Origin of the sequence: Marinobacter antarcticus, from assembly GCF_011049865.1 — a bacterium.
Lineage (GTDB): Bacteria > Pseudomonadota > Gammaproteobacteria > Pseudomonadales > Oleiphilaceae > Marinobacter > Marinobacter antarcticus_A.
Genome location: NZ_DRGY01000066.1, coordinates 1 through 26969, shown reverse-complemented (window position 1 = coordinate 26969; position 26969 = coordinate 1). Strand labels below are relative to the sequence as shown.

General features: G+C 54.3%; 21 protein-coding genes and 1 pseudogene. 17 read left to right on the top strand and 5 right to left on the bottom strand.

What is annotated here, in order from left to right; translation table 11 throughout:
- The 12 genes from murJ to ENI00_RS08400 form a co-directional block, all read left to right on the top strand.
- Positions 1–1150 (top strand): murein biosynthesis integral membrane protein MurJ (murJ, locus tag ENI00_RS08455; RefSeq protein ID WP_304101311.1); only part of this gene is annotated, 1150 nt, incomplete at its 5' end.
- Between the two features lie 82 nt (positions 1151–1232).
- Entirely contained in the window at positions 1233–2186 is a 954-nt protein-coding gene (ribF, locus tag ENI00_RS08450) for a bifunctional riboflavin kinase/FAD synthetase (RefSeq protein ID WP_304101309.1), read from the top strand.
- 46 nt (positions 2187–2232) lie between these two features.
- Positions 2233–5052 carry an isoleucine--tRNA ligase gene (ileS, locus tag ENI00_RS08445; RefSeq protein ID WP_304101307.1) on the top strand — a complete coding sequence of 940 codons (2820 nt, stop codon included), beginning with the start codon at positions 2233–2235 and terminating at the stop codon, positions 5050–5052.
- Positions 5052–5576, top strand: coding sequence for a signal peptidase II (lspA, locus tag ENI00_RS08440; RefSeq protein WP_304101305.1), 525 nt, complete (start codon positions 5052–5054; stop codon positions 5574–5576). The genes ileS and lspA overlap by 1 nt, the downstream gene beginning before the upstream one ends.
- A 5-nt stretch (positions 5577–5581) precedes the next feature.
- A complete protein-coding gene (gene fkpB, locus ENI00_RS08435; protein WP_304101304.1) occupies positions 5582–6034 on the top strand; it encodes an FKBP-type peptidyl-prolyl cis-trans isomerase in 453 nt (150 codons plus the stop codon).
- A 2-nt stretch (positions 6035–6036) separates the two neighbouring features.
- Positions 6037–6987: a 4-hydroxy-3-methylbut-2-enyl diphosphate reductase gene (ispH, locus tag ENI00_RS08430; RefSeq protein ID WP_304101302.1), complete on the top strand. Its 951-nt coding sequence runs from the start codon at positions 6037–6039 to the stop codon at positions 6985–6987.
- A 151-nt stretch (positions 6988–7138) separates the two neighbouring features.
- Positions 7139–7654: a GspH/FimT family pseudopilin gene (locus ENI00_RS08425; protein ID WP_304101300.1), complete on the top strand. Its 516-nt coding sequence runs from the start codon at positions 7139–7141 to the stop codon at positions 7652–7654.
- Complete coding sequence (gene pilV, locus ENI00_RS08420) at positions 7651–8097, top strand: type IV pilus modification protein PilV (protein WP_304101297.1); 447 nt, start codon at positions 7651–7653, stop codon at positions 8095–8097. The genes ENI00_RS08425 and pilV overlap by 4 nt, the downstream gene beginning before the upstream one ends.
- Positions 8094–9164, top strand: coding sequence for a PilW family protein (locus ENI00_RS08415; protein WP_304101295.1), 1071 nt, complete (start codon positions 8094–8096; stop codon positions 9162–9164). The genes pilV and ENI00_RS08415 overlap by 4 nt, the downstream gene beginning before the upstream one ends.
- Positions 9161–9718, top strand: a complete 558-nt coding sequence (locus tag ENI00_RS08410) for a pilus assembly PilX family protein (protein ID WP_304101294.1) — start codon at positions 9161–9163, stop codon at positions 9716–9718. Before ENI00_RS08415 ends, ENI00_RS08410 begins: the two co-directional genes overlap by 4 nt.
- Before the next feature lie 23 nt (positions 9719–9741).
- Positions 9742–13425: a pilus assembly protein gene (locus ENI00_RS08405; RefSeq protein ID WP_304101292.1), complete on the top strand. Its 3684-nt coding sequence runs from the start codon at positions 9742–9744 to the stop codon at positions 13423–13425.
- 1 nt (position 13426) lies between these two features.
- A complete protein-coding gene (locus ENI00_RS08400) occupies positions 13427–13858 on the top strand; it encodes a type IV pilin protein (RefSeq protein WP_304101291.1) in 432 nt (143 codons plus the stop codon).
- Positions 13859–13911: 53 nt separating this feature from the next.
- On the opposite strand, the gene ENI00_RS18735 is transcribed toward ENI00_RS08400, so the two are convergent.
- The 3 genes from ENI00_RS18735 to ENI00_RS08390 form a co-directional block, all read right to left on the bottom strand.
- Entirely contained in the window at positions 13912–14469 is a 558-nt protein-coding gene (locus ENI00_RS18735) for a GspH/FimT family pseudopilin (protein WP_414674237.1), read from the bottom strand.
- Between the two features lie 83 nt (positions 14470–14552).
- Positions 14553–15926, bottom strand: coding sequence for a sigma-54-dependent transcriptional regulator (locus ENI00_RS08395; RefSeq protein ID WP_304101289.1), 1374 nt, complete (start codon positions 15924–15926; stop codon positions 14553–14555).
- Positions 15927–15946: 20 nt separating this feature from the next.
- A complete protein-coding gene (locus ENI00_RS08390; protein ID WP_304101287.1) occupies positions 15947–17587 on the bottom strand; it encodes a sensor histidine kinase in 1641 nt (546 codons plus the stop codon).
- A gap of 93 nt (positions 17588–17680) precedes the next feature.
- Between ENI00_RS08390 and ENI00_RS08385 the strand changes: the two genes are divergently transcribed.
- The gene (locus ENI00_RS08385) at positions 17681–19345 is read left to right on the top strand and encodes an NAD+ synthase (RefSeq protein ID WP_304101285.1); all 1665 of its coding nucleotides are present in this window, start codon (positions 17681–17683) and stop codon (positions 19343–19345) included.
- Positions 19346–19356: 11 nt separating this feature from the next.
- Here ENI00_RS08385 and ENI00_RS08380 read toward each other — a convergent pair whose 3' ends face one another.
- Entirely contained in the window at positions 19357–20190 is an 834-nt protein-coding gene (locus ENI00_RS08380) for an outer membrane protein assembly factor BamD (protein ID WP_304101283.1), read from the bottom strand.
- Positions 20191–20323: 133 nt separating this feature from the next.
- Between ENI00_RS08380 and rluD the strand changes: the two genes are divergently transcribed.
- The 3 genes from rluD to clpB all read left to right on the top strand — a co-directional run bounded on the left by rluD (position 20324) and on the right by clpB (position 24768).
- On the top strand, positions 20324–21301 hold the full coding sequence (gene rluD, locus ENI00_RS08375; RefSeq protein ID WP_304101281.1) for a 23S rRNA pseudouridine(1911/1915/1917) synthase RluD: 978 nt from the start codon (positions 20324–20326) through the stop codon (positions 21299–21301).
- Positions 21288–22058, top strand: coding sequence for a peptidoglycan editing factor PgeF (pgeF, locus tag ENI00_RS08370; RefSeq protein WP_349740401.1), 771 nt, complete (start codon positions 21288–21290; stop codon positions 22056–22058). The genes rluD and pgeF overlap by 14 nt, the downstream gene beginning before the upstream one ends.
- Before the next feature lie 133 nt (positions 22059–22191).
- Entirely contained in the window at positions 22192–24768 is a 2577-nt protein-coding gene (clpB, locus tag ENI00_RS08365) for an ATP-dependent chaperone ClpB (RefSeq protein ID WP_304101279.1), read from the top strand.
- A gap of 55 nt (positions 24769–24823) precedes the next feature.
- Here clpB and ENI00_RS08360 read toward each other — a convergent pair whose 3' ends face one another.
- Complete coding sequence (locus ENI00_RS08360) at positions 24824–25270, bottom strand: DUF4124 domain-containing protein (protein ID WP_304101277.1); 447 nt, start codon at positions 25268–25270, stop codon at positions 24824–24826.
- Positions 25271–25802: 532 nt separating this feature from the next.
- On the opposite strand from ENI00_RS08360, the pseudogene ENI00_RS08355 reads away from it, so the two are divergent.
- Positions 25803–26891, top strand: a pseudogene (locus ENI00_RS08355) (thiamine pyrophosphate-binding protein); the annotation flags it as partial.
- Between the last annotated feature and the right edge of the window lie 78 nt (positions 26892–26969).

The window sequence follows — 26969 nt, the reverse complement described above, 5'->3', positions numbered from 1 at the left end:
CAGCGACATGCTGCGCATTACCTTCCCTTATTTACTGATGATTTCCCTGACGGCATTCGCCGGCGGTATTCTGAACAGCTACGACCGCTTTGCGGTACCTGCGTTTACGCCTGTGCTGCTGAATCTGGCGATGATAGGCGCGGCTATTTATCTCGCGCCCCTGATGCGGGAGCCGGTTATGGCTTTGGCGTGGGGCGTATTTATAGCCGGCGCGCTACAACTGTTTTTTCAACTGCCGTTCCTGATGCGATTGGGGCTCATGCCTCGTCCGCGTGTTGATTATCGGCACGAGGGTGTCAGCCGTATCCTTAAACTGATGGTGCCGGCGCTATTTGGCGTGTCAGTCAGCCAGATCAACCTTTTGCTGGATACGGTTCTGGCGTCGTTCCTGCAAACCGGCAGCGTCTCCTGGCTGTATTACTCAGACCGTCTTTCCGAGCTTCCCCTGGGGGTATTCGGAATTGCCATCGCAACCGTAATCCTGCCCAGTCTTTCGCGTAAACACGCCGCCGCCTCCACGGAGCAGTTTGCGGCCACGCTGGATTGGGCCGTTCGCGCAGTGTTGATTATCGGGGTTCCCTCCGCGCTGGCGTTGGGTTTGCTGGCTGAACCCTTAATCGCCACGCTGTTTCACTATGGCGAGGTAACGAGCCGGGATGTCGCCATGTCGGCCCAGAGTTTGCGGGCGTATTCTGCCGGGCTGCTTGCGTTTATGGTTATCAAGGTATTGGCGCCGGGATTTTTCGCACGTCAGGACACCCGCACACCGGTGAAAATCGGGATTATTGCCATGGCGGCCAACATGGTTTTCAATCTGGCTCTGATCGTACCGTTGGCCCATGCCGGCCTGGCGTTGGCCACCTCGCTCTCAGCATGGCTCAATGCGATGTTGCTCTGGCGCGGGCTGAAGCGACAGGGCGCCTGGCAAAGCCAGCCCGGTTGGCCGAAATTTCTTGCCCGGATTGGCTTGGCGAATGCGGTTATGGTTGGCGTTATTCTGTGGCTGAACATGCCGGTTATGCGCTGGTTATCGGCAGACGGCATCGAACGCTCGTGGCATATGGGTATGTTGGTTGTGGCTGGCGGTGGTGCCTACTTCGCCGTTCTGGCGCTGGCAGGGGTGAGGGTAAGACATTTTCGCCAGAGGTAAGGTATAATCGCCCGTTTTCTCGCCAGCGCTTTACACACCGTTAAGCGCTGAAAGCCAACTGGCAAATGAAGGTTCGCATTGCATGCGTCTGATCCGGAGCCTGACCAACCTGAAAATGCTTTCCAGGCAGGTGGATTCTCCGCTGGCGGAGGGCTGTGTTGCCACCATCGGCAACTTTGACGGCGTTCATCTTGGCCATCAAACCATTATTGATCAGGTGAAAAACAAAGCCCGTGCTTTGAATTTACCGTCGGTTGTGATGGTTTTTGAGCCTCAGCCAAGGGAGTTCTTCCAAGGCATGGAAGCGCCACCCCGGCTGATGGGGTTCCGGCAAAAACTGGAGGCCTTGCTGAAGGCAGACATTGATATCGTGCTCTGCCTCAAATTCGATGAAACCTTTCGCAGTTATTCAGCTATGGGCTTTATCGACGACGTTCTCATTGACGGGCTGGCCGTGCGCCACCTTGTGGTAGGCGACGATTTTCGCTTTGGCTGCGACCGGGCCGGGGACTTTGCGCTGCTGGAGAAAGTGGGTAAAACCGCCGGCTTTTCGGTAGAAAATACCCGCACCGTGACGGTTGCAGGCGAGCGTATAAGCAGCACCAGAATTCGCAATCTGTTGCTGGAAAATCAGTTGGAGAAGGCCGAGGCTCTGCTGGGGCGGCCCTATCGCCTCCGGGGTCGCGTTGTTTATGGCCGCCAGTTGGGGCGTCGTATCGGATCACCCACCGCTAATGTTCTGCTCCGGCAGATGCCGGCCTTGCGGGGTGTTTATGTGGTTCGGGTTACGCTTGAAAGCGGAACAACACAGGACGGCGTTGCCAACATAGGCCTGCGCCCGACGGTTGATGGCAAGCAGCCAGCACTGGAAGTGCACCTGTTTGATTTTACTGGCACACTTTACGGCCAGCATATTGACGTTGTGTTCCGCCACGCGCTGCGGGATGAAGTAAAATTTGATTCCATTGATGCGCTTAAAGCGCAGATTGCCAGGGACTTCGACGCAGCAAGAGCGTGGCTGGCCGGGCATCAATGACAAGCATCACTGACCCATATTGACCAGAAGAGTACGCACACAGACCATGAGCGACTACAAGCATACCCTGAACCTGCCGAAGACGGCGTTTCCGATGAAGGCCAGTTTATCCGTACGCGAGCCTGAAATGCTTAAGCGTTGGCAGGACCTTGATGTCTATAAAAATCTGCGAAAGCAGCGCGAAGGGCGGAGCAAATTTATTCTCCACGACGGCCCTCCTTATGCCAACGGCAGCATTCATATTGGTCACGCGGTCAACAAAATTCTCAAGGATATGATTGTTAAATCCCGTGGCTTCATGGGTTTTGATGCGCCCTACGTGCCGGGTTGGGATTGTCACGGCCTGCCGATTGAACATAAGGTTGAGCAGAAAATTGGCAAGGCCGGTGTGAAAGTCGACTACAAAACGTTCCGCCAGGCGTGCCGTGATTATGCCACCAAGCAGATCGCTGGCCAGAAAGCCGACTTTATTCGCCTCGGCATCATGGGTGAGTGGGACAAACCCTACCTGACCATGGATCCGACAGTGGAAGCGGGCATTGTGAGGGCGCTGGGCAAGATCGTCGCCAAAGGCCATCTGGTTCGGGGTTACAGGCCGGTTTACTGGAGCGTGGTCGGTCAGTCCGCGCTGGCTGAGGCCGAAGTGGAATACCAGGACAAAACGTCAACACAGATTGATGTGCGCTTCACGGCGGTTGATCAGGCCAAAGCCCTGTCGCTGTTCGGCACCGACAAAGGCCAGGGCGACGTGTCCGTGGTGATCTGGACCACCACGCCCTGGACCATCCCTGCTAACCAGGCGGTATCGGTCAACGCCGATCTGGAGTATGCGCTGGTGCAGGTTGACGCCGGTAACGGCCCCGAGCGCATGATCATGGCGGCTGCCATGGTTGAAGGCGTGATGGCGCGCTGGGACATTGACAGCTTTGAAGTGCTGGGGGCCTCCCTGGGCGCTGATCTTGAACACCTTGCATTGCACCACCCGATCTACGACAAACAGGTACCGGTGATTCTGGGTGATCACGTGTCGGTTGATGCCGGTACCGGGGCCGTTCACACCGCCCCCGACCACGGTATGGAAGATTTCGTAGTTGGCAAACTCTACGGCATCGGCACGCTGAACATGGTTCAGGCCGATGGCACCTACACCAGCGTGACCGGTGAGTTTGCCGGCGTCCACGTCTACAAGGCGGATGATCCGGTTTGCGACGCGTTAACACGCGAAGGCAAGTTGGTGCGCAAGGAAAAATTCCGCCACAGCTTCCCCCATTGCTGGCGCACCAAAACGCCGTTGATTTACCGCGCCACGCCGCAATGGTTTATCAGCATGGAGAAAGAAAACCTCCGCGCCGATGCGCTGGAAGCCATCAAAGGCGTGCGCTGGGTTCCTGCCTGGGGCCAGAATCGTATTGAAGCCATGGTTCAGCAATCCCCTGATTGGTGTGTCTCACGCCAGCGCACGTGGGGCGTGCCAATTACCCTGTTTATCCATAAAGAAACCCAGGAGTTGCACCCCGACACCCAAAGCCTGATTGAACGAGTGGCTCAGGCTATCGAAACCGGCGGTATTGATGCCTGGTACGAAATCGATACCCGCGAACTGCTGGGTGACGATGCCGATCACTATGAGAAGGTTCTGGATACGCTGGACGTATGGTTCGATTCCGGTGTTACGCACGAGTCCGTGTTGCGCGTGCGCCCGGAGCTGGGCCAGTTCCCGGCGGATCTTTACCTCGAAGGTTCTGACCAGCACCGGGGCTGGTTCCAGTCGTCGTTGAAAACGTCCATCGCAATGAACGGCGTGGCGCCTTACCGGCAGGTGCTGACCCACGGATTTACCGTGGATGGCAAGGGCCTCAAAATGTCCAAGTCGCTGGGCAACGTGATTGCGCCCCAGGAAGTCATGAACGAATTGGGCGCAGACATCCTCCGTTTGTGGGTTTCCGCAACCGATTACAGCGGCGAGATGACGGTTTCCAAAGACATCCTGCGGCAAACCGCCGACGGGTATCGCCGTATCCGAAACACCTCACGTTTTTTGCTGAGCAACCTTGCCGGCTTCGATCCTACACAGCATAAGGTTGCCCCGGAAGAGATGATCGCGCTGGATCGCTGGATGGTAGATCGAGCTTTGCAGTTGCAGAACGAATTGCAGGAGGATTACCAGAACTACGCCTTCCTGCGGATCTATCAGAAGGTATACAGCTTCTGTGAGGCCACGTTGGGCGGCTTCTATCTGGATATCATCAAGGATCGCCAGTACACCACCCAGGCCGATAGCCTGGCGCGGCGCTCCTGCCAGACTGCGCTTTATCATGTGGCCGAAGCTCTGGTGCGCTGGATTGCGCCCATCCTGAGCTTCACGGCAGATGAAATCTGGCAGCACTTGCCGGGAGAGCGCGGCGACACTGTGTTTTATGAAACCTGGTACGAAGGCCTTGCCGAACTGCCTGAAACCGCCGAGCTTGGCCGAGACTACTGGCGCCGGATTTTCGGCGTGAAAGAGGCGGTCAACAAACGTCTTGAAGAAGCCCGCGCCCGTGGTGAAATCAAAGGATCATTGAGCGCCAACGTCACGCTTTACTGCGAGGGTGGTCTGGCCGCTGATCTGGAGTTCCTTGGCGAGGAACTCCGCTTTGTGTTGATCACTTCTGAAGTCGCTGTGAGGCCAGTATCGGAAGCCGGTGACGCAGAAATGACCAGCTATGAAGGGCTGCGCGTAAAAGTGACGCCAGCGACTCACGCAAAATGCGAGCGCTGCTGGCACCACCGGGAAGATGTCGGTGCTGATGCCGAACACGAAGACCTGTGTGGCCGCTGTATCATCAATCTGGAAGGGCCGGGCGAAACCCGCGTGTTTGCCTGATGGCCGCTGCAATGGAAGAACAGACCACTGGAACCAAGCTGAAGTGGCTCTGGCTGGCAGTGCTGGTGGTTGCAATTGATCTCGGTACCAAGGCCATGGCAACAGCCATGCTGACCTACGGCCATCCGGTGCCGGTTATGCCCATGTTTAATTTTACGCTGTTACACAACACCGGGGCGGCGTTCAGCTTTCTTGCGGACGCGGCCGGTTGGCAGCGCTGGTTCTTTGTGGCACTGGCGTTAGTGGTGAGTGTGGTGCTGATTGGCTGGTTGAAAAAACTGCAGCGCCATGAAACCTGGTCCGCCATTGCCATCGTACTGATTCTTGGCGGTGCGCTGGGTAACGTATACGACCGGGTTGTGCACGGCTATGTCGTCGATTTTCTGCACTTTTACTGGCAGGAGTGGCATTTCCCCGCATTTAATCTGGCGGATACAGCCATTACCATAGGCGCAGCCTTGATGATTCTTGAAATGTTCCGCAAGCCTGCTGATTCCGGCAAGCCTGCGAACGGGAGCGAATAAAGCCCATGAAAGAACTGCCTGTAGACAAGAGTACCCGGGTAACCCTGCACTTTGCCCTGAAATCCGAGAACGGCGACGTGATTGATTCCAACTTTGAGAAAGGTGCGGCGACCCTGGAAATCGGTGATGACAGCCTGCCCGAAGGCTTTGAGGGCTATCTGTTAGGTATGAAAGCCGGTGACAGGGCCAGCTACCAGGTGCCGCCCGAAAAGGCCTTTGGCCAGCGCAATCCCAACAACGTGCAAACCTTCAAGCGGCACGAATTCAGTGCCGATATGGTTCTGGACCCGGGCGTAATGATTTCCTTTGCGGATGCGCGCCAGCAAGAGTTGCCCGGCGTGGTCAGCCGCGTTCAGGGCGACGACGTGGAAGTGGACTTCAACCATCCCTTGTCTGGGCGTACACTGACGTTTGACGTGGAAATTATTGACGTAGAACCGGCAGGGCAGACACACTGACTATGCAGATAAGACTGGCAAACCCCCGTGGCTTTTGTGCAGGCGTGGACCGCGCTATCGAAATTGTAAATCGGGCGCTTGATGTGTTCGGTGCGCCCATTTACGTGCGCCACGAGGTAGTGCATAACAAATTCGTGGTGGATAACCTACGCAACCGCGGCGCCGTGTTTGTTGACGAACTGGATGAAGTGCCAGACGACAAACTGGTTATCTTCAGTGCCCACGGCGTGTCCCAGGCCGTACAGAGCGAAGCGGCTCGCCGTGGCCTCAAGGTATTTGATGCGACCTGCCCGCTGGTTACCAAAGTGCACCTGGAAGTGATGCGCTACAGCCGGGATGGCCGGGAGTGCATCTTAATCGGGCACCACGGCCACCCGGAAGTGGAAGGTACCATGGGCCAATACGATCACAGTAACGGCGGTGATATTTATCTGGTTGAGAACGAAGAAGACGTCTCACGCCTGGAGATAAATGATCCGGCGCACGTTTCCTACGTTACCCAGACCACGCTTTCCATGGACGATACCGCCCGCGTTATCAACGCGCTGCGTGAGAGGTTCCCCGAAATTGAAGGCCCCCGCAAAGACGATATTTGTTACGCCACCCAGAACCGGCAAGACGCCGTGAAGCAACTGGCAGGCGACTGCGACCTGATGCTGGTGGTGGGTTCACCCAACAGCTCCAATTCCAATCGCTTGCGCGAACTGGCCGAACGCATGGGTACGCCTGCGTACTTGATTGACGAAGCTTCCCAGATTGATCCGCAGTGGCTGGAAGGCAAGTCTTCCATCGGCGTTACCGCCGGTGCTTCAGCTCCGGAGATTCTGGTGAATGATGTGATTGCGCGGCTGCAAGATCTTGGGGGTAATGTGCCTGAGGAAATTGCCGGGCGTGAGGAAAATATTGTGTTTTCCATGCCTAAGGAGCTTCGGATTGATGCGGTGAATGTGTGATGTTTATCACGCATTGAAACCCTGAAGGCCGCTCATCCTCTTCAAACCGCCACTTGTCTGGAACAACTGGCGGTTTTTTATTGCTGTTGTATCTTACAAACATGAAAATTTGTTTAGGAATCGGGCCCATGCGAAAAAAAGGGGTGTTTTGATGAGAAGTGTGAATGGTTTCACGCTGATTGAAATGATGGTGACGATTGCTGTCGCAGCGATCCTGATCGCCGTCGCGCTGCCGTCATTTCGTAACCTGATCGTGAGTAATCGATTGGATACAGTGTCTACTGAAATGGTAGATGCCATCAGTTTTGCCCGCTCAGAATCGATCAAGCGCAACATTCCGGTTGTTTTTTGCCGCGCCGCAAGCGCAACTGCAACGACCTGCGCTTCGGGGAACCCTTGGGTTCATTGGGTCATTCGCTCGGGCACCGATGTGATTCGAAGAGGTGAGCTAAACAGCTACAACGCAACGATCAGGGTGGCTTCTGATTTGACAGACGACCAAGTCGTTTTCGGTGGCGACGGCCTGGCCCGCACGGGCGGTAACATTATCAATGAGTCCGGCATTTCCGTTTGCAGTACTTCTGGCCCTGGCGAGTCCATTAGGGGCATTACTTTTGGCGCGGCAAGCCGGGTATCTACTGACAGTATTGCGGGTACTTGCCCATGAACACATTGCATGCAACGGCGAGCCTTAACACGCAACGCGGGCTTGGTCTCATCGAAGTGCTGATTACAGTCCTTGTGTTGGCCATTGGTTTGCTCGGATTGGCAGCGCTACAGCAGGCTTCCATACGCAATAATCAGAATGCGATGGAACGTTCGATGGGAGTCGTACAATCCTATTCGATAATCGAAGCAATACGAGCTGATCCCGATTCCGCGAAGAGCGGGCGCTTCAATATTGCTATAGATGGCACGCCCGCTGGCAGTACCTTCCCGGCGAATACGTTGAAGACGTGGCGCGACGAGTTAAAAGAGAACCTGGGAGCCGCCGCGACCGGATCGGTCGCCTGCACTGCGACCAACTGTACCGTGATCGTCCAGTGGGACGACAGTCGCGGGCTTGACGGTAACAGCGCGCAGCAGATCATTACAGAGGTGCATTTATGAGCCGCAAACTTTCCCGGCGTAAGGCAGGTTTCCATTCACGCACCCAGGGTCTTGCGCTGGTAGAGTTGATGATCTCCCTCGTGCTGGGTCTCGTCATTGTTGGTGCGGTGACGGGCATCATGCTTTCCAATATTCAGGGATTTCGCACCACCCGCGGTCTGGCGCAAGTGCAAGACGCCGCCCGGGTGGGTTTTGAGTTGCTTGCGAGAGACATTCGTCAGGCAGGTAACGTTCCATGCGGGAATGACATCGCCGTCGTCAACATCCTCAACCCAGCTCAGAACGCAATTATCCCTTGGCAGTACGATTGGGATAATGCGGTCAAAGGGTTCGGCGGGGGCACATCACTAGTTGGCGTCACTAATCAGATCGCTGGCACGGAATCGCTGGTTATGCTTTCTGGCCAAGGGTCCAACACCTACATGACGGAATACAACTCAGCCGCCGGTTCCGCAGACTTCGTTGCCGGCCCCGCTGGAAACAGCCTGCGGGATGGCGACGTCCTCCTTGTATGTAACGAAAGGCTGGGCACGATTTTTCAGATGGTTAATGCGCCCGGGGGCACTGGAAAAATTGAGTCCAACACGGGCACGGGTGGCAGCAGCCCTCAACCCGGCAACTGCAGTGTTAATTTTGGAGAATTCTTCGGTAGTTGTCCGCCTAATGGAGCGGCTAATGGGGTGCAGGCCCCCTACGCCCCCAATACAGTCATTGCGCAACTTAGTTCAACAGCGTGGTACGTAGGCGATAACGGCCGGCCAGGCGAGGGCGGTCGATCTCTGTATATGGTGCGGTTGAGTAACAATGCGGGCGATGCGGAACTGAACTCTATTGAAATAGCCTCTGGCGTGACCGATCTGAGCTTCCGTTTCCGGCTGGTTGATACGGCGGATTTTAAAGATGTGGATGATATTGGAGCGGCCGAGTGGGCGGATGTGAATGCAATAGAAGTCTCCATGAGCCTGCTCAGCCAGGATCAGAATATATCTACATCATCGGCTGTTGACGATGGCCGTCTTGGGCGAAGTTTCACCAGTGTGGTCGCTATCCGGAGTCGTTCGTTATGAATATACATCAATGGCCAGATAGACAATCCGGCGCGGCGCTCCTGATCGCCCTCATCATGCTTCTGGTATCGACAATGATCGGCCTCGCGTCGATCCGTGGCACCACGATGAACGAAAAAATGAGTTCGAATATGTACGACCGCTCGCTTTCTTATCAAGCGGCGGAAGCCGCTCTTCTTGCTGGAGAGGCTGCGGTGCTGGCCAACCCTGAAAATGCGATAGATTGCACCATTGTAGGTGCTGAATGCCCGCCGTCACCCACCACCACTTTTACTAGCACCACGACCGATTGGACCACGGTGGTGGACCCTGACTTCAAGGTTAACGATGCACTGCTAGGCTCTACGCCCCAATTTTACATTGAGCGAATGGGTGAGGTTGGTGGTACTGACGAGCTTGGACTAGGTAACAGCGCGAACTGCTCTAATTATGGGGGTTGCGACGAGGCGCCACCAACGGCCGCTTCGTTTCGTATTACAGGCCGAAGCGGAATACCTGCGGCGGATGGGCGCTCGGTTGTAGCGCTTCAAATTACTGTTAAACAGAATCTGTGATGTACCGGAGAGGAGAGTTATCCATGAGCATTTCAATGTGTGAGCGGGCACGGTCACGTGCCGCTACTTTTCTGGTGTCATTGCTACTCGGCATTGGTACCGCCCATGCCAGTACAACTATCGACCAGCAGCCTTTGCTGGTAGCCAAGCCTGTGCCGGGCAATATGGCGATCATTGGCTCGTTTGAATTTCCTACCATGGTAACTCGCGCCTATAAGGGCAACTATACCGGTGGTGACGAGTATGTCGGGTATTTCGATAGCGCCAAGTGTTATGAGTACAACTATGACATATTGGAGGAGAATCGGTACTTTGAGCCAACGAGAATAGCGTCTGACTGTAGCGAAGAAAATGAGTGGAGTGGTAAATATTTGAATTGGGCGACTATGCAGTCGATTGACATATTTCGCTACATTCTAACCGGGGGTTACAGGCACCTCGACACTACAGATGAAACTGTGCTTGAGAAGGGAGTACAAACCGGACAGGGTAATAGTGGTAGTAACTTCCCAGACGCCAATATTGGCTCAGGGCTTGTAGCATCGTCTACGCCAGTGCCTAGTTCAAAGTGGAACTCGGTGAAAACTCGAATTGGCATTGGCGGTACCCGCATGGGGAACGTAATGCGGTTTACCGATGATGGGAATCTTAATGACACTCCCACACCTTATGACCCCGATCAACATAACAAAAAAAATAATTTCAAGCCGAAAGAAGTTTACGAGGTCTCAGTTAGAGTGAAAGTGTGCGTTAAAGGCATGCTGGAATCCAATTGTAAAAAATATGGGAATAACTATAAGCCCGAAGGGTTGATTCAAGAAAATTCCGACAACATGCGTTATAGTGCATTCGGTTATATAAATGATAACTCGGCTGGCAGTAATAGACGCAACAGTGAAGGCGGGCTCATGCATGCCCGCATGAAATACGTAGGTCCTGAGCGGATTGATGATAATAATAATGAAAAATCTAATCCCAATAAGGAGTGGGATGAGAACACCGGAGTCTTTATAGACAATCCGGATCCTGCAGACGCATTGGCTACACCTAGTGGAAATTCGACTATTGTCAACAGTGGTGTTATCAGCTATGTAAATAAGAGCGGCCTTATCCGAGGCGATACTGAATTCAAACGATTTGACAATGTTAGTGAACTTTTTTATACCGCTTATCGATATATAAAGGGTTTGGGCAATCGCTCAGAATATATCAATTTGCCCTCCGATCTAAACGACCGCGCCCGACTGGTTGGCGGGCTACCCATCATTGACTGGACTGCAAGCGAAGCGGATGACCCGATTCAGTTTTCATGTCAGAAAAACTTCTTTTTAGGAATTGGTGATACCAATACCCACCCTGATACACGAGTGCCCAAAGATGATGACACTGCTGACATCGCAGCGCGCGTTTCCAGAATCAGTACATTGGAAGGTGGCCTTAATATCAGTGGAGGCCGATCAGCTTTGATCGCGGGCTTGGCATTTGATGCAAACACTAACGATCTACGATCTGATCTGGACGGAAAGCAAACAGCGTCTACTTATTGGATTGATATTCTTGAGGGTGGCGATCTCAAGTCAAGAAGGTCGAATCAATATTGGCTTGCCGCAAAGTACGGTGGATTGAAAATCCCTGAAGATTTTAATCCTGACAGTGATCCTGTTCAGGAAAGTATGTGGCACACCACTGGCGACACACTGTCGAATGGAAACCAGCGGCCCGACAACTTCTACGTCGTCGCCAGCGCCCAGGATTTAGTAAACGGCCTGATCCAAGCCTTTGCTGACATTCAAAAGGAGCAAACGGGTAACCGATCTTCATTGGCGCTGAATTCGACCACCCTCGACGCTGGCTCAGCGACCTTTCAGGCGCAGTACACCAGTGGTATCTGGACCGGCGACTTGAACGCGTTCACCTTGGATCAGAACACCGGGGCGTTAAGCTCAAGCCCGGCGTGGACGGCATCGTCAAAACTTCCGTTGCCGGCAAACCGTAACATCAAGACATGGAACGGCAGTGCTTTTGTCAACTTCACGACCAGCACCGGAGGCATTAACAATCCAGTACTGACCGGCTTGTTGAGAGCCGATTCCGGAACCGGTGCCAATGCTGCCGACATTGTGAACTATCTGCGAGGCGCGCGGACCAACGAAAATAATGCGACCGGGTTTCGAGTGAGGCAGGGTGTGCTTGGAGACATTGTTAACTCCCAACCCGTGTTCATTGGCAACCCAACCCCCGGTTTATTCCGTGGCCAGACCTTTAGTGGTGCGAGTGACTATCAAAGCTGGGCCGGTGGCTTGAGTCGGACGCCCACGGTGTACGTTGGCAGTAACGATGGTATGTTGCATGGTTTCAACGCGACGACGGGTGGAGGTAATAGTGGCGTCGAAACCTTCGCCTATATACCCAAAACTGTCATTGAGAACGGGCTTGGAGAGCTGGCAAGTCCAGCATATAACCACAGATACTTCGTGGATGGTGAGCTGACGGTTGCTGACGCCTACGATGGAACGGATTGGAGGACCATTCTTGTAGGAACCTTGGGTGCCGGCAGTGTGGCGAAAGATCGTTCTACTACCAGTAATGCGATTTATGCGCTGGATGTAACCGATCCTGCCAACGTGAAATTCCTGTGGGAGAAAAACTCCACAGCTATTCCTGCGCTTGGTAATAGTCTGGGTAAACCGATTATTGCGCAGATTGCCGATGGCACCTGGTCTGTGTTGCTGGGCAATGGGCCCAACAGTAGTGGTGACACAGCGCAGGTTGTCTCGGTCAATCTGTTTAGCGGTGCAGTGAAGTCTACGGAAATGTCTGCTGATGTAGACAACGGACTTTCAGCCCCACGGGCCTGGGATAGCGATGGAGATGGAGTCACCGATACACTCTACGCTGGTGACCTGCAAGGCAACCTCTGGAAGGTGACAGGTCTGACGAACACCAACTGGACTGTGCAAAAGCTGTTTCAGGCAGTGGATGTTTCTAACAACCCTCAGCCAATCACTTCCTCGCCTTTGGCCGGAAGGTCGCCTTACAGTCAGGAAGTATGGCTGTTTTTCGGCACCGGCCAGTATCTTAATAACAGCGATTTGTCTGATATGTCGGTACAAACCTGGTACGGGATCAATGACGATGAATCCACAACCACCGTTAGCCGTAGCGACTTGTTGGAGCGCAAGATTTTGCTCGACGTTGCAGTGTCTACAGACGTTACGGCGCGGGTCATCGAATCGGGCGCCCGAGAGGATCTCTTGGGTAAACGCGGGTGGTATATCGATCTTTACAGTGTTGCATCCGATGGTACCCGTTCGGCCCTTGGAGAGCGTATGGTCACGCAAAACCAGTTCCAGGGTAGCGCCCTGATTGGTAATACTCGGATTCCGGATGCAAGTGACCCCTGCGCGCCTTCCGGTCGGGGCGTTATCATGTCGATTGATCCGTTCACCGGAGCACGGCTCGTCGAAACGTTTTTCGATATCAATGGTGATAGTGTCTTCAATGCTGGAGATCTGATTGAGATCGATGGGGTGCCTACGGTGGTCTCAGGCTTGGCACTGAATACAGGATTTAGTAATCCGTCGTTTCTCGACAAGAAGATGTACATTCCAACCGATGATGGCAGTATTTCAACCCTGGACATCAACCCATTCAGCACTGGGGCCAGCAGAACGTCCTGGCGCGAACTGATCAATACAGGAAACTGAAATGAAGCGCACAAGCGATTTCTGCGACGCGAGCAGTATGGTTAAACGCCAAACGGGTTTCACTTTGATCGAGATCATGATTGTGGTTGCGATCATCGGTATCGTGGCGGCGATTGCTTTGCCAGCTTACCAACAGCACGTGGTGCGTACTTACCGCGATAGCGCCAAAGCCTGCCTGGCTCAGCATGCTCAGTTCATGGAACGCTATTACAGTACGAATCTCACGTATGTTGATGCGGCCCCTGTTTTGGATTGTACGACTGAGTCGAATATGGCCAGTCGCTACAACTTTGCTCTGAGCAACGTGGCTCAGAGCACTTACACGGTGACCGCTTCAGCCGTGGCGGGCACGGCGCAAGCGGGCGACTCCTGTGGCGATCTGGCGCTGACTCACACCGGCGCGAAAACCGCTGCGGATACATCCTGCTGGTAGATGGCTGATCGATATTGAGCGCCAACGGTGTAGGCGAATTGTTGTCTGAATGGTCAGCAGCGCAATGGGCGCCCTCTGGAGTCCTCGGGGGTGCCGTCATTATTGGTATCTCTGGCGATTCTTACCCGGCCGCCTATACTGATTATTATCTGGCCTGCTAGCGAGGCGTCCCGTGATTTTGGGCACCAGGTTATGTTTCCCAAGTCACTGTGGGTGAGCCCGGTGGGCCTGAACTGAAAATAGCTGCGGTGTAGTGAGCGGACGATAAGGCGACCGTTACCACTCAATGAGATGGTTCTCAGCAAGGTTTCGTTTGCACTCAGTTTTCGAGTGTTATTGGGGTCCAAAAAAACATGTATGTCGGCGTTCCAGTCCGTGCCGCACGTGTTGGTGGTGTCAAGCGGGCAGACTGTAACAAGCGCCCCGGTCATCACTGCATGTTCCCTTGCAAAGGCAAATATGCCCATCAGACCATACAGAGCACTTTTTCGCTCCTGATTATTTATAAAAGAAGTGAACGACGGCAGCATGGTATTCATGAGTATTGCCGCGACAACGACTACAATCATCAATTCCAAAAGCGAAAAGCCACTATTTTTGCTTGCAAACATTTTTCAACATCCATGTATTAAACGTTATTTAACGAACGCATCCTGCGTATCGCCTGCATGTAGTGTTCATAATACCGTGAAGACTACTCCATCCCCAACTTCTTCAACCGATACCGCAACGCCCGAAAACTGATTCCCAACCTTTTCGCCGCCGCTGTTTTATTCCAGCGCGTGGCTTCCAGGGCCTTTTCTATGGCCTGGCGCTCTATGGATTCCAAGTATCCCTCCAAGTCAATATTGCCCTCGGGCACCAACGCCGGGTTCGCGATTGCAGTAATAGCGCAGCGGGCATCGTCGGTTCCAAGACCATTGCCAAGATGCAGGTCAGAGGCGCTGATTTTCTCGGCGTCACACAGTGTAAAAGCACGCTCAAGAATGTTTTCGAGTTCCCGCACGTTGCCCGGGAAGTTGTGCTCTTTCAGCCGAGTCACTGCGTCTTTGGTCAGAGTTGCCGCCGCGCATTCGTATTCGTGCGCAATGCGTTCAAGAATGTGGTTGGCCAAGAGCGCGATATCGTCTGTGCGTTCACGCAGGGGAGGGACAGCGAGTTCTATTACGTTAATACGGTAAAACAGATCTTGTCGAAACCTTCCCTCCTGAACCAGTTCGGCCAGGTTTTTGTGGGTTGCGCTCAGTAAACGTATGTCGACAGGTATTTCTTTGGTATCGCCTACCGGGCGTACCGCTTTCTCTTGAATGGCGCGCAGTAGCTTTACTTGCATCGCCAGCGGCAGATCTGCTACTTCGTCTAAAAACAGTGTGCCGCCGTTGGCGGATCGGAAGAGGCCGTCTTTATTTTCAACGGCGCCTGTAAAACTGCCCTTTTTATGCCCGAAGAACTCACTTTCCATCAATTCGGAAGGAATCGCCCCGCAATTCACCGCCACGAACGACCCCTTACTGCGAGGGCCCTGAAGGTGAATCATCCGCGCCACGAGCTCTTTGCCGCTGCCGGATTCACCGTTGATAAATACCGGCGCCTGGCTTCTGGCCAGCTTGCGAGTCTGGTTGCGTAGGGTTTTGATTTGCGTGGAGTTGCCGAGCAGAAGCCCGGGCTCATCCGTGCCGTTATCAATGTCTGGGTCAGGGTCTGACAGCCTCAGCGCGCTGCTGACGAGCTCTCGAAGCCTGGAAAGCTCGACCGGTTTGGAGACGAAATCGAACGCGCCGGCTTTCAGGGATTCAATCGCCGTATCCATATTGCCGTAGGCAGTAATAACGGCCACGGGCATAGAAGGCTGGTTCTTTTGAATCCACTGCACCAGCTCAATGCCGCTGCCGTCTGGCAGGTTCATATCAGTCAGGCAAAGTTGCGGAGTATTCTGTTCCAGCAGTTTGTATGCGCCGGCCAGGTCTGCGGCGGTCAGGGTTTTAATGCCCATGCGGGTCAGGGTGATTTCAAGCAGGTCCCGAATATCGGGTTCGTCGTCAACGATCAGCGCGGTGTGAGTGGTCATCTTGTTATGTGAGTTCCATGTCAGATCATTCGCCCCGGGTGGGCAAAGGTAATGCGGAAACAGCAGCCGGGTTGGTCGTCTTCCATAAGCGACAAATGGGCCTGATTAGCCTCGCACAGTTCTCTGGCCAGATAAAGCCCGAGGCCCGTGCCGCCCTTGTCGGTGGTGTAAAACGGTTCAAAGATCAGGTGGCTGGAGCCAGGCGTTACGCCGGAGCCAAAATCCCTTACATCCACATAGGCTCGTTCACCGTCCACCGTGGTGCCAACACTCAGCTCTATTGTGCGCTCGCCTGAATGTTGGAAACTGTAGCGCAAGCCGTTATCACAGAGATTCACCAGAACCTGCTCGATCTGACTTTTATCAAACCGTGCTTCAGGTAGTTTCAACTCTCTATTTAATATGACTTTAGTGGTGTTTTCCGCGTTTTCTTGGGTCTGAAGAAAGTCCGCTCTAAACTCCTCCAGCCAGCTATTCAAATCAACCAGATCGGCGTTGGCGGGTTTCCGTCTGGAAAGGCTGAGCACGTTTTCGATGATGCCATTGGCACGTCGCGAATGGCGCCGGATAATGTCCAGCATTTGCATATCCCCGGCATCCAGATCGGGAGATTCTTCCATCAGTTGTGCGGCATGGCTGATGGCGCCGAGCGGGTTGCGAATCTCGTGGGCAATGCCGGCGGTCAGCCGGCCAAGGGAGGCCAGTTTCATTTGCTGCGCTTGTTGAGTCACTTTGCCCATGTCTTCGATGAATACCAGAATGTGGTCGCCACGTTCCTGATCAAGCTGGGTAAAATTGATTTGCAGGGGGGGTGCGGTGGGTGCGGACTGAAATGCTTCGGTACGTGTTTCGGGATTTTCAAGCCATGCATCCAGACCCGATTTGAGTTGCCGGGGAAGCGTTCGAGATTGATTTTCGGGTGTCCCCGTGCCTGTTGGAGCGCCAAACAGCAGCTCTTCAGCCGCCGCGTTTGCCAGACGGATCTGGCCAAACTGATCGAGCACCAGTATGCCGGTTCGCATGCGCTGTATGATCTGCTGATTGATTTGCTCCAGCTCTGCAATGCTTTGCGCGCGGCTGCTGGCCAATGCCTCGCTGCGCATCATTCGTCGTGAAACGTATTGCAGGATAAACGCTGCGGCAAAGTACAGGATGCCGAGGGAGCCGGCGCGCACCAGGTCATCACCGGGCCCGCTGAGCGTCAGTGCTGCCCAGCCCGAAATGCTGAGAGAGCTGATTGCCGCGAGTGCCGCATAGAACGTACCCATGCGACTGGGTGTGAGAATATTGCCAGCTGCCACGGACACAATAACAAGGTTGGCAAGCCCGTTTGTAATGCCAGTGCTTACGAACAACAGCCCGTGCATGATCAGAATGTCCAGCAGGATTGATAAGGTAATGTGCCTTTGCCCCGGCTGAAAGCCTGCCAGCATTGTGAGTGCAATGAAGACGTTGAGCGCCAGATAGCCCATTACCACGAGCTGGTAGTAATCCAGAAGCCGGAAGCGGGTGTCGAAATTAACCGGGTCAACAAACAGCAGTGCCACCAGCATCAGACTGATCACAATCCGGTAATGATTGTAGATGCGAAACAGCTTGGCTTGTTGAAAACCAGGTGTTGTGTTGCCGGTATTGGCGAGTGATACCGTGTTCGTTGCCATGGTTTTTGAAAATCCGTAGTGGAGCGGAAGAAATCAGGGTCTATGCAGGGTTATAATAACCTTTTCGCGGCAATGAGTTACAGGAGCCAATCTATGTCCGTTTCGGGGAACACTCCGCTTTTTAATACATCGCACGGCAAGTTGCGGATTGTGATGGCACAGATGGACTTTCTTGTGGGCGATATTCCCGGCAATACGGCGCTGATCATTGAGGCTGCGAAGCGTGCTTACTCGGAGCATGAAGCGGATATCGTCGTTTTTCCGGAGCTTTGTATAACCGGATATCCGCCAGAAGATCTGTTGCTGCGCCCCAGCCTGAACCTCAGAGTGAGTGAAGCGTTGGAGTGTTTGCAAAATGCCGAGCTTGGCGCCGCGATTGTTATCGGTGTTCCGCTCCGGAATGATGGGTTGCTTTACAACGCGGCCGTAGTGATTGATGGCGGTAAAGTGACCGGTCGTTACTTCAAGCGGTTTCCGCCCAATTACCAGGTTTTCGATGAGAAGCGGTATTTTGCGGAGGGGACGGGTGCGTTGGTGGTTGATATCCGAGGCGTGCCCGTGGGCCTTACGGTTTGCGAGGACATTTGGGCGAACGGCCCCGTTGAAGATTCTGTAGCCGCGGGGGCGCGGCTGATCATCAACCTGAATGCGTCGCCCTATGATATCGGGAAACAGGCGCGAAGAAAGGCCCTGCTTGAGCACAAATCTCGGGAGAACCGGGTGAGTATTGTCTACACGAATCTGGTAGGCGCCCAGGATGAGCTGGTGTTCGACGGCGGCTCTATGGTCTTTGACCACTCAGGTACTCTGGCCGTGGAAGTGCCACAGTTTGCTCATGGCTTGTTCCCGGTCGATTTTCTGTGTGATTCTCATTGCCAGCCGGCCTCCCAGCCGCTGCCGGCCGAGCCCTCGTTGGAAGCAAACATCTACAACGCGCTTGTGACCGGTGTGCGCGACTATGCAACTAAAAATGGCTTCAGATCGGTGGTGCTTGGGCTTTCCGGTGGTATCGATTCTGCCGTAACCCTGGCTGTGGCTGCGGATGCGTTGGGGCCAGAGCGCGTTCGGGCGGTGATGATGCCGTTCAGATATACGGCGGATATCAGCCTTGAAGACGCAGAAGCTCAGGCGATGGCCATGGGGGTTCAGTACGACGTGTACTCGATCGAGCCAATGTACGATGCCTTCATGGGCGTGCTCGCGGCACCGTTTGAAGGCACAACGGCGGACACAACAGAGGAGAACCTGCAGGCTCGAATCCGGGGTACCGTGCTGATGTCGCTTTCCAACAAGTTTGGCTCACTGGTACTCACCACCGGTAATAAAAGCGAAATGGCGGTGGGCTACTCCACTTTGTATGGCGACATGGCGGGCGGTTTCGATGTGCTCAAGGACGTGCCGAAAACGCTGGTGTTTCGCCTGGCCTGGTACCGCAATTCTTTGTCGCCTGTGATTCCTGAGCGAGTGATAACGCGCCCGCCATCGGCAGAGCTTGCTCCGGATCAGAAAGATGAGGACAGTCTTCCCGCTTATGATGTGCTGGACCAGATCCTCAGTCTTTATGTAGAGCGAGACTTCAGCGCTGATGCGATTGTTGCAGAAGGTTTCGATCAGGCAGATGTGAGCCGGGTTATTCGATTGGTTGATATCAATGAGTACAAGCGCCGGCAGGCACCCATTGGTGTTCGGATAACTGAGCGGGGTTTTGGAAAGGATCGCCGCTATCCCATCACCAGTGGCTGGAAAAGCGGCAATTGATAAGGCGGGCGCTATTCGTCGCCCATGAGCCCGAAGGTAACGACGCTGGAAAGTGAGCGGTTCTCGCGCTTCAGCAGATTTGCGTCAAACTCGCCTTTGCTGTTGAAGGCCTCGCTTTTCGGGAAGTTCTGGCGAAGCAGAGCAATCGCATCCTGAGAGCCTTTTTTGAGTTTCAGGAAATCGAAGGTTTCGGCCAGAATGATCATCGCTTCTTCAACGAAGGGAGAGGTAGGGTAATTCTCCAGAATGTAGCGTGCCCGATTGTTGGCAGCCACGTAGGCTTCGCGCTTGATGTAATAGCGTGCGGCATATAGCTCAAACTCTGCCGACCGGTTGCGAACGGCAATCATGCGTTGGCGAGCGTCGGCCGCGTATACGCTCTCGGGGTAGCGACTCAGCAGTTCGCTAAAATCACGGAAGGCTTGTCGTTGCTCTCCTGCGTCCCGGGCGGAGACGTCAATCGGCAGATAGCGTGCAGCAAGGCCTATGTCCAGATTGTAGGAGGCGAGCCCGCGCATATACAGAGCATAGTCTGCATGATCGCTCTGGGGATTCAGGCGTACGAAGCGATCGGCTGCGGCTCTGGCACCTTCAAGGTCCAGGTTCTGATAGCGGGCATAAATAAGATCGAGCTGCGCTTGTTCGGCGTATCGGCCAAAAGGATAGTAGGTTTCAAGGGCGTCGAGATTTTTCTCCGATTCGTTGAAATTGCCAGCGCTCATTGCCTGGCGGGCGTTGTCGTAATAGGTTTTTTCCGGCAACACTTCTTCCGGCTCGTTAGACGCGCAGGCACTGATCAGTACAATCAGTGTGGACAGTAGTAGTAAACGAAAACCTGATCTCATGCCGAAATCCCGTATAATGTCTGTAAATTCGAGTGCGCCATTGTAGCGGGGAACTTGCCTCATGTGCAGAGGGCGTTCCCATTGTTTCAAATATTCTGACCGAAACGTAACACACACAGGCCCTGGGGGCTTAATGTCATCTGAAAACCGAATAACGGCCAGTTTTGCCATACCGCCTGCGCTGAGTGACCGGCGTCTGGATCAGGCTGCGGCTGATCTCATGCCCGAGCATTCGCGGTCGCGCTTGCAGTCCTGGATTCGCAGCGGTGCTTTGACGGTAAACGGGGAAGTTCGCAAACCAAGAGACAAAGTGATGCTGAGCGATCACTTGCAGCTCGATGCAGAACCGGAGGCCCAGGTAACCTGGCAGGCTCAGGAAATCAGTCTGGATATCGTTTATGAAGACGACCATCTGCTTGTGATCAATAAGCCTGCGGGCCTGGTTGTTCATCCGGCGGCAGGCCATGCCGACGGAACGCTGGTGAACGCACTGCTGAACTACGCCCCGGAAGTGGAGAATTTACCCCGTGCCGGTATCGTCCATCGCCTGGATAAAGACACTTCCGGCGTGATGGTGGTGGCTCGCAGCCTGATCGCTCACACGTCGCTGGTTGGCCAGTTGCAGACGCGAACCATGGGGCGCGAGTATGAAGCGGTGGTTGTGGGCTCGCTCACGGGTGGTGCCACGGTGGATGCGCCCATTGGCCGTCACCCCCAAGAGCGCAAGAAAATGGGTGTGGTCAAAAACGGGAAGCCTGCGGTTACCCATTATCGCCTGATCGAGCGCTTTGCGGCCCATACCCACGTGCGCTGTAAACTGGAAAGCGGGCGTACGCACCAGATTCGCGTGCACATGACCCATGTCAAGCATCCTCTGGTGGGTGATCCGCTCTATGGCGGCCGGTTGCGCCTGCCAAAAGGCACAACGGAAGAATTGCGCGAAGTGCTCTCGGCGTTTCATCGGCAGGCATTGCATGCGCGCCAGCTTACGCTGGAACATCCCGAAACCGGAGAAATTCTAAGTTGGGATGTGCCTTTGCCAGAGGATTTCATGGCGTTACTTGCGGCGTTGCGAAAGCATGTTCAGGATCTGGAGAATGATGAATTCTGACGTTGCCCCGGAGTTAATACTGATCCGTCCAGACTGGCCAGCGCCGGCGAACATCCGTGCCTTGTGTACCACTCGGGCGGGCGGTGCGAGTAGCCCTCCGTGGGCCAGTCTGAATCTGGGGGATCACGTGGGTGACGAAGCTCAACATGTGCTGCAAAATCGTCTGAGGCTTGCAGATGCGTGCGGTCTCCCCTCAGACGCATTCGGGTGGTTGCGTCAGGTTCACGGTACTCAGATCGCAGACTTGTCGGTTGGAGACATTGCCGCTGTTCCGGAAGCGGATGGGAGTTTTACTCGTTCAGATCATCAGGCCTGCACGATTCTTTCTGCAGATTGTTTGCCCGTTCTTCTTTGTGATCACAGCGGAACCACGGTGGCGGCGGCGCACGCCGGTTGGCGTAGCCTTTGCGATGGCGTGCTGGAAAATCTGGTCGCAAGCACGGGGTTGCCGGGGAGTAAGTTGATGGCTTGGCTTGGTCCCGCCATAGGCCCGCAGGCGTTTGAGGTTGGCCCTGAAGTCAGAGCGGCGTTCATGGCGCAGGATCCGCATGCGGGGGCAGCGTTCAGTGCATCCGGCGCCAGGGCGGGTCATTATTTGGCCGATATATATCGTCTTGCTCTGCAACGATTGAACGCGCTGGGCGTACAGAATGTCTATGGTGGTGGTTTTTGTACGGTTGCCGATCGCCACCGCTTCTATTCCTATCGCCGAGATGGCAAAACCGGGCGCATGGCAACGGTCATTTGGAAAACCTGAGTTTGTCAATTTTCTGACGGTTGTCGCCTTTCTCACCTTGAACTTCCTCCGATTACCCCTACATTAGTGATTAAAGCAAACCGAATGCGCAATAACTGATCGCATTTGCCGAACAAATCGGGGAAATGAATCCATGAGAATCGATAAGCTCACCAGTCTTTTGCAAACCGCACTGGCCGATGCGCAGTCACTTGCCGTTGGCAAGGATCATAATTTTATTGAGCCTCTCCATTTAATGCAGGCGATGCTTGATCAGCAGAGTAGTTCGATCAAGCCGCTGTTGAAGCAAGCAGGCGCAGAGCCTGGCCGTGTGCGCCACGCTGTGGTGCAAGAAATCGAGAATTTACCAGAGGTAAGTGGAAGCGCCGGCGATGTCGCTATGTCCAATGATATGGGGCGTTTGTTCAATATCGCCGATAAATTGGCGCAAAAGCGTAATGATCAGTTTATTTCCAGTGAGCTTATGTTGTTAGCGGCTCTGGAAGATCGGGGCACGCTCGGCCGTGTGCTGCGGGAGCAGGGCGTGAACAAAGAGGCACTTGAGGCCGCCATTAATGCAGTTCGCGGGGGTGAAAAAGTGAACGATGTGGGTGCTGAGGAAAACCGTCAAGCACTGTCCAAATACACGATCGATCTGACTGAGTTGGCCGAAGCCGGCAAACTCGATCCGGTGATTGGTCGTGATGACGAGATTCGGCGGACTATTCAGGTGTTGCAGCGCCGCCGTAAAAACAATCCTGTGCTAATTGGTGAACCAGGCGTAGGTAAAACCGCGATTGCGGAAGGCTTGGCGCAGAGAATTGTAAACGGTGAGGTGCCCGAGGGCCTGAAAAACAAGCGGGTTTTATCACTGGATATGGGCTCGCTTATTGCCGGTGCCAAGTTCCGGGGTGAGTTTGAAGAACGCCTGAAAGCGGTGCTGAACGAACTGGCCAAGCAGGAAGGCCAGATCATCCTGTTTATTGACGAAATCCACACCGTGGTGGGTGCGGGTAAAGCGGAAGGCTCCATGGATGCGGGCAATATGCTGAAGCCTGCATTGGCTCGCGGTGAGCTGCACTGCGTCGGCGCCACCACTTTGAATGAATACCGTGAGAACATTGAGAAAGACGCGGCTCTGGAGCGCCGATTCCAGAAGGTGTTGGTAGCCGAGCCGAACGAAGAAGACACCATCGCGATTCTCCGTGGTCTCAAAGAGCGCTACGAAGTGCATCACGGCGTTGAAGTGACCGACGGAGCGATTATTGCCGCGGCGAAACTCTCCCAGCGGTACATCACCGACCGCCAGTTGCCTGATAAAGCCATTGATTTGATCGATGAGGCAGCGAGCCAGATTCGCATGGAGATGGACTCCAAGCCCGAACCACTGGACCGGCTGGAGCGCCGCCTCATTCAACTCAAAATTGAGCGGGAAGCATTGAAAAAAGAAACCGACGCGGCCTCGAAGAAGCGGTTGGAAGAGCTGTCGAGCGTCATCCAGGGGGTGGAGCTGGAATACGCGGATCTTGAAGAGATCTGGAATACCGAGAAAGCCGCTTTACACGGTTCCCAGAAGATTAAGAGCCAGCTTGAGCAGGCTCGTATTGATCTGGAAACGGCCCGCCGCGCAGGCGATCTGGGCAAGATGTCTGAACTTCAGTATGGCCGCATACCGGAACTGGAGCGCCAGCTTGATATGGCGAGCCAGGCTGAAATGATGGAAATGAAGCTCCTGCGTAATCGCGTTACCGAAGAAGAGATCGCAGAGGTTGTTTCCAAATGGACAGGTATTCCGGTATCAAAAATGCTGGAAGGCGAACGCGACAAGCTGATGCGCATGGAAGAGCAGTTGCACACCCGGGTTATTGGCCAAGACGAAGCCGTGGAGGCCGTGTCGAACGCTGTTCGTCGCTCGAGGGCAGGGCTTGCAGATCCGCACCGGCCCAATGGCTCGTTCCTGTTTCTTGGTCCAACCGGCGTGGGTAAAACCGAGCTGTGTAAGGCCTTGGCGTCGTTCCTTTTCGACACCGATGACGCCATGGTGCGCATTGATATGTCGGAGTTCATGGAGAAACACTCCGTCGCTCGCCTGATTGGTGCGCCGCCGGGTTATGTCGGTTATGAAGAGGGAGGATATCTTACTGAGGCCGTTCGCCGTCGTCCCTACTCGGTACTGTTGCTTGATGAAGTTGAAAAAGCGCATCCGGACGTATTCAACATTCTTCTCCAGGTGCTCGATGACGGCCGCCTTACCGATGGTCAGGGGCGGACAGTGGATTTCCGTAATACCGTCATCGTTATGACGTCAAACCTGGGTTCGGACATCATTCAACAAAAAGCAGGTGAAGAGAATTATGAGGCCATGAAGGGGGCGGTTATGGAGGTGGTCGGAACCCACTTCCGTCCTGAGTTTATTAACCGTGTTGACGAAGTCGTTGTATTCCACCCGCTGGCCGGTAGCCAGATTCACGGAATCGCGAAAATCCAGGTAGAGATTCTGGTTAAGCGGCTGCGCGAACAGAATATGAAGCTGGAGCTAAGCGAGGCTGCCCTGGAACTTCTGGCAGAAGTTGGATACGACCCGGTTTACGGCGCGCGGCCACTTAAGCGGGCGATTCAGCGAATGATCGAAAACCCGTTGGCACAGAGCCTGCTGCAAGGTGATTTTGTTGCGGGCGACACCATTCTCGCAACGGTGGATGGGAGCAAGTTGGCGTTCAAGAAGGCGTAGGTGGAGTGAGCAGGGGAAGGAGTGAGAATGGAGGCTTTTACTCTTTCCTCAACGTCTATTGGGGCTCTTCAGGTTTACAATTCTCAGCTGCAATCTCTTCCAGTTTTGTCCGCTGTCCTTCGATTTCTTCCGTGCTCAAATAGCGCAGTTCCCCGTTTTCTTCGATACGGATGCGGGCGTTGTTGTCGATGATCTTCAGGTTCGAACGAGCAGCCTTGCAATTGGCATTCTGCTGTTTGCGTTGAGCCGCCGCGACCGCCGTTTCTTTTTGCTTCAGAGCTTCTGTTTGTTGTTGTTCTTCAAGCTCGCCAAGGCGCTTTTGAGGCGAGGGCCTGCTGGCGCCTGCCCCGGAAGATTTGCCGGAGCGAACGTTGACTTTTTCAGAGTTGGCGCCCACCGGCTTGCGGTCGCCAAAATGGGTTATGCCATTTTCGTCCGTCCATTTATACACCGAGGCGCTCATTGCCACGCCGGGTGCGACGGTCATCAGCAGTATCAGCATCAGAATGTTTCTGTTCATGGCTCTACTCGTGTTGTGCTCGTTGGCCCCGGGTAGGTCAGTAACCTGAAAAGCCGGCCCCGTTTGCTGTTTTATGTTTGCCTATCATGCCATTTGTGCAATGCATTTTCTTCTGACTGGTTCAAATCTCTGCATCTGAGTTATGGATAATTAGGCCAGGGCTTTAATCAGTATGAGCAAAGAATGCAAAAGTGGCTATTGACAGGGAGTTTCGCGCTGTCAGAATTACCAATTGCCTGAAGATCGGGGTTAATACGGCAGGTAATCCCGTGCGAGTATCCCCGTTATTTACCACACTGAGCGTGCCGCGCATCTGTCGCGGAATGGTTGTTGCTTACGTGCAACCCGTCGATTGGTCGTTCTCCGCAACCCTCAGGAGAGCGGCTGGCCAGGAGACAACCTCTTAACACGGTGTGGAGCAGCCGGTTTCGCTTTCAAAAGAAGCAGGAATCTGTGAGTCCAGGCAACCGGGCATGTGCCCGGCTCATTCACTCGTAGAAGAGGGTAAAAAATCGTGGAGTTATTGTCTGGTGCCGATATGCTGATCCGTTCCCTGCAGGATGAGGGAATCGAGTACATATACGGCTATCCGGGTGGTGCAGCCCTTCATATTTATGATGCGTTGTTCAGGCAGGACAAGGTAAAGCACATTCTGGTAAGGCACGAGCAGGCAGCGGTGCACATGGCTGACGGCTATGCGCGCGCCACCGGGCAGCCTGGAACCGTGCTTGTAACCTCTGGCCCTGGCGCCACCAACACCATTACCGGTATTGCCACCGCCTTTATGGACTCCATCCCCATGGTGGTCCTGTGCGGGCAGGTTGCGTCTACCCTGATTGGCGAAGATGCCTTTCAGGAAACTGACATGATTGGCGTATCCCGGCCTGTGGTTAAGCACAATCTCAGTGTGCGGCATCCGTCTGAAATCCCGGGAATTATCCGCAAGGCTTATTATATAGCGTCGACCGGTCGCCCCGGTCCCGTTGTTGTGGATATTCCCAAAGATATGACCGCGCCGAATGAGCGCTTTGAATATTCTTACCCGAAAACGGTCAAGCTACGTTCCTATAACCCTGCAATACGGGGTCACGCCGGCCAGATCAAAAAAGCGGTAGACATGATGCTGGCGGCACGCCGGCCGATCATATACGCCGGTGGCGGGGTTATTCTTGGCAAGGCGTCGGGGCAGCTGACAGACTTGGTGCGCAAGCTTGGTTTTCCGATCACCAATACCCTCATGGGCATTGGCTGTTATCCGGCCAGCGACAAGCAGCATCTGGGCTGGCTTGGTATGCACGGAACCTACGAAGCTAACATGGCGATGCATCATTCGGATCTGATTCTGTGCGTGGGTGCCCGCTTCGATGACCGCGTAACCAACGCGACGGAGAAGTTCTGCCCCGGTGCCCGCATCATCCATATTGATATTGATCCTGCTTCTATTTCCAAGACAATCGATGCAGACGTTCCCATTGTTGGTCCGGTAGACGCGGTCCTCAAGGAAATGCTCGCGTTGGTGAAAGAGAGCAAGGAAAAACCGGATGTTGAAGCTCTGGCCTCCTGGTGGAAGCAAATCGACGAATGGCGCGCGTTTCATGGCATGCGCTATGAAACCAGCCCGGACGTAATCAATTGCGTCTACCCTGATTGGCGAAGATGCCTTTCAGGAAACTGACATGAT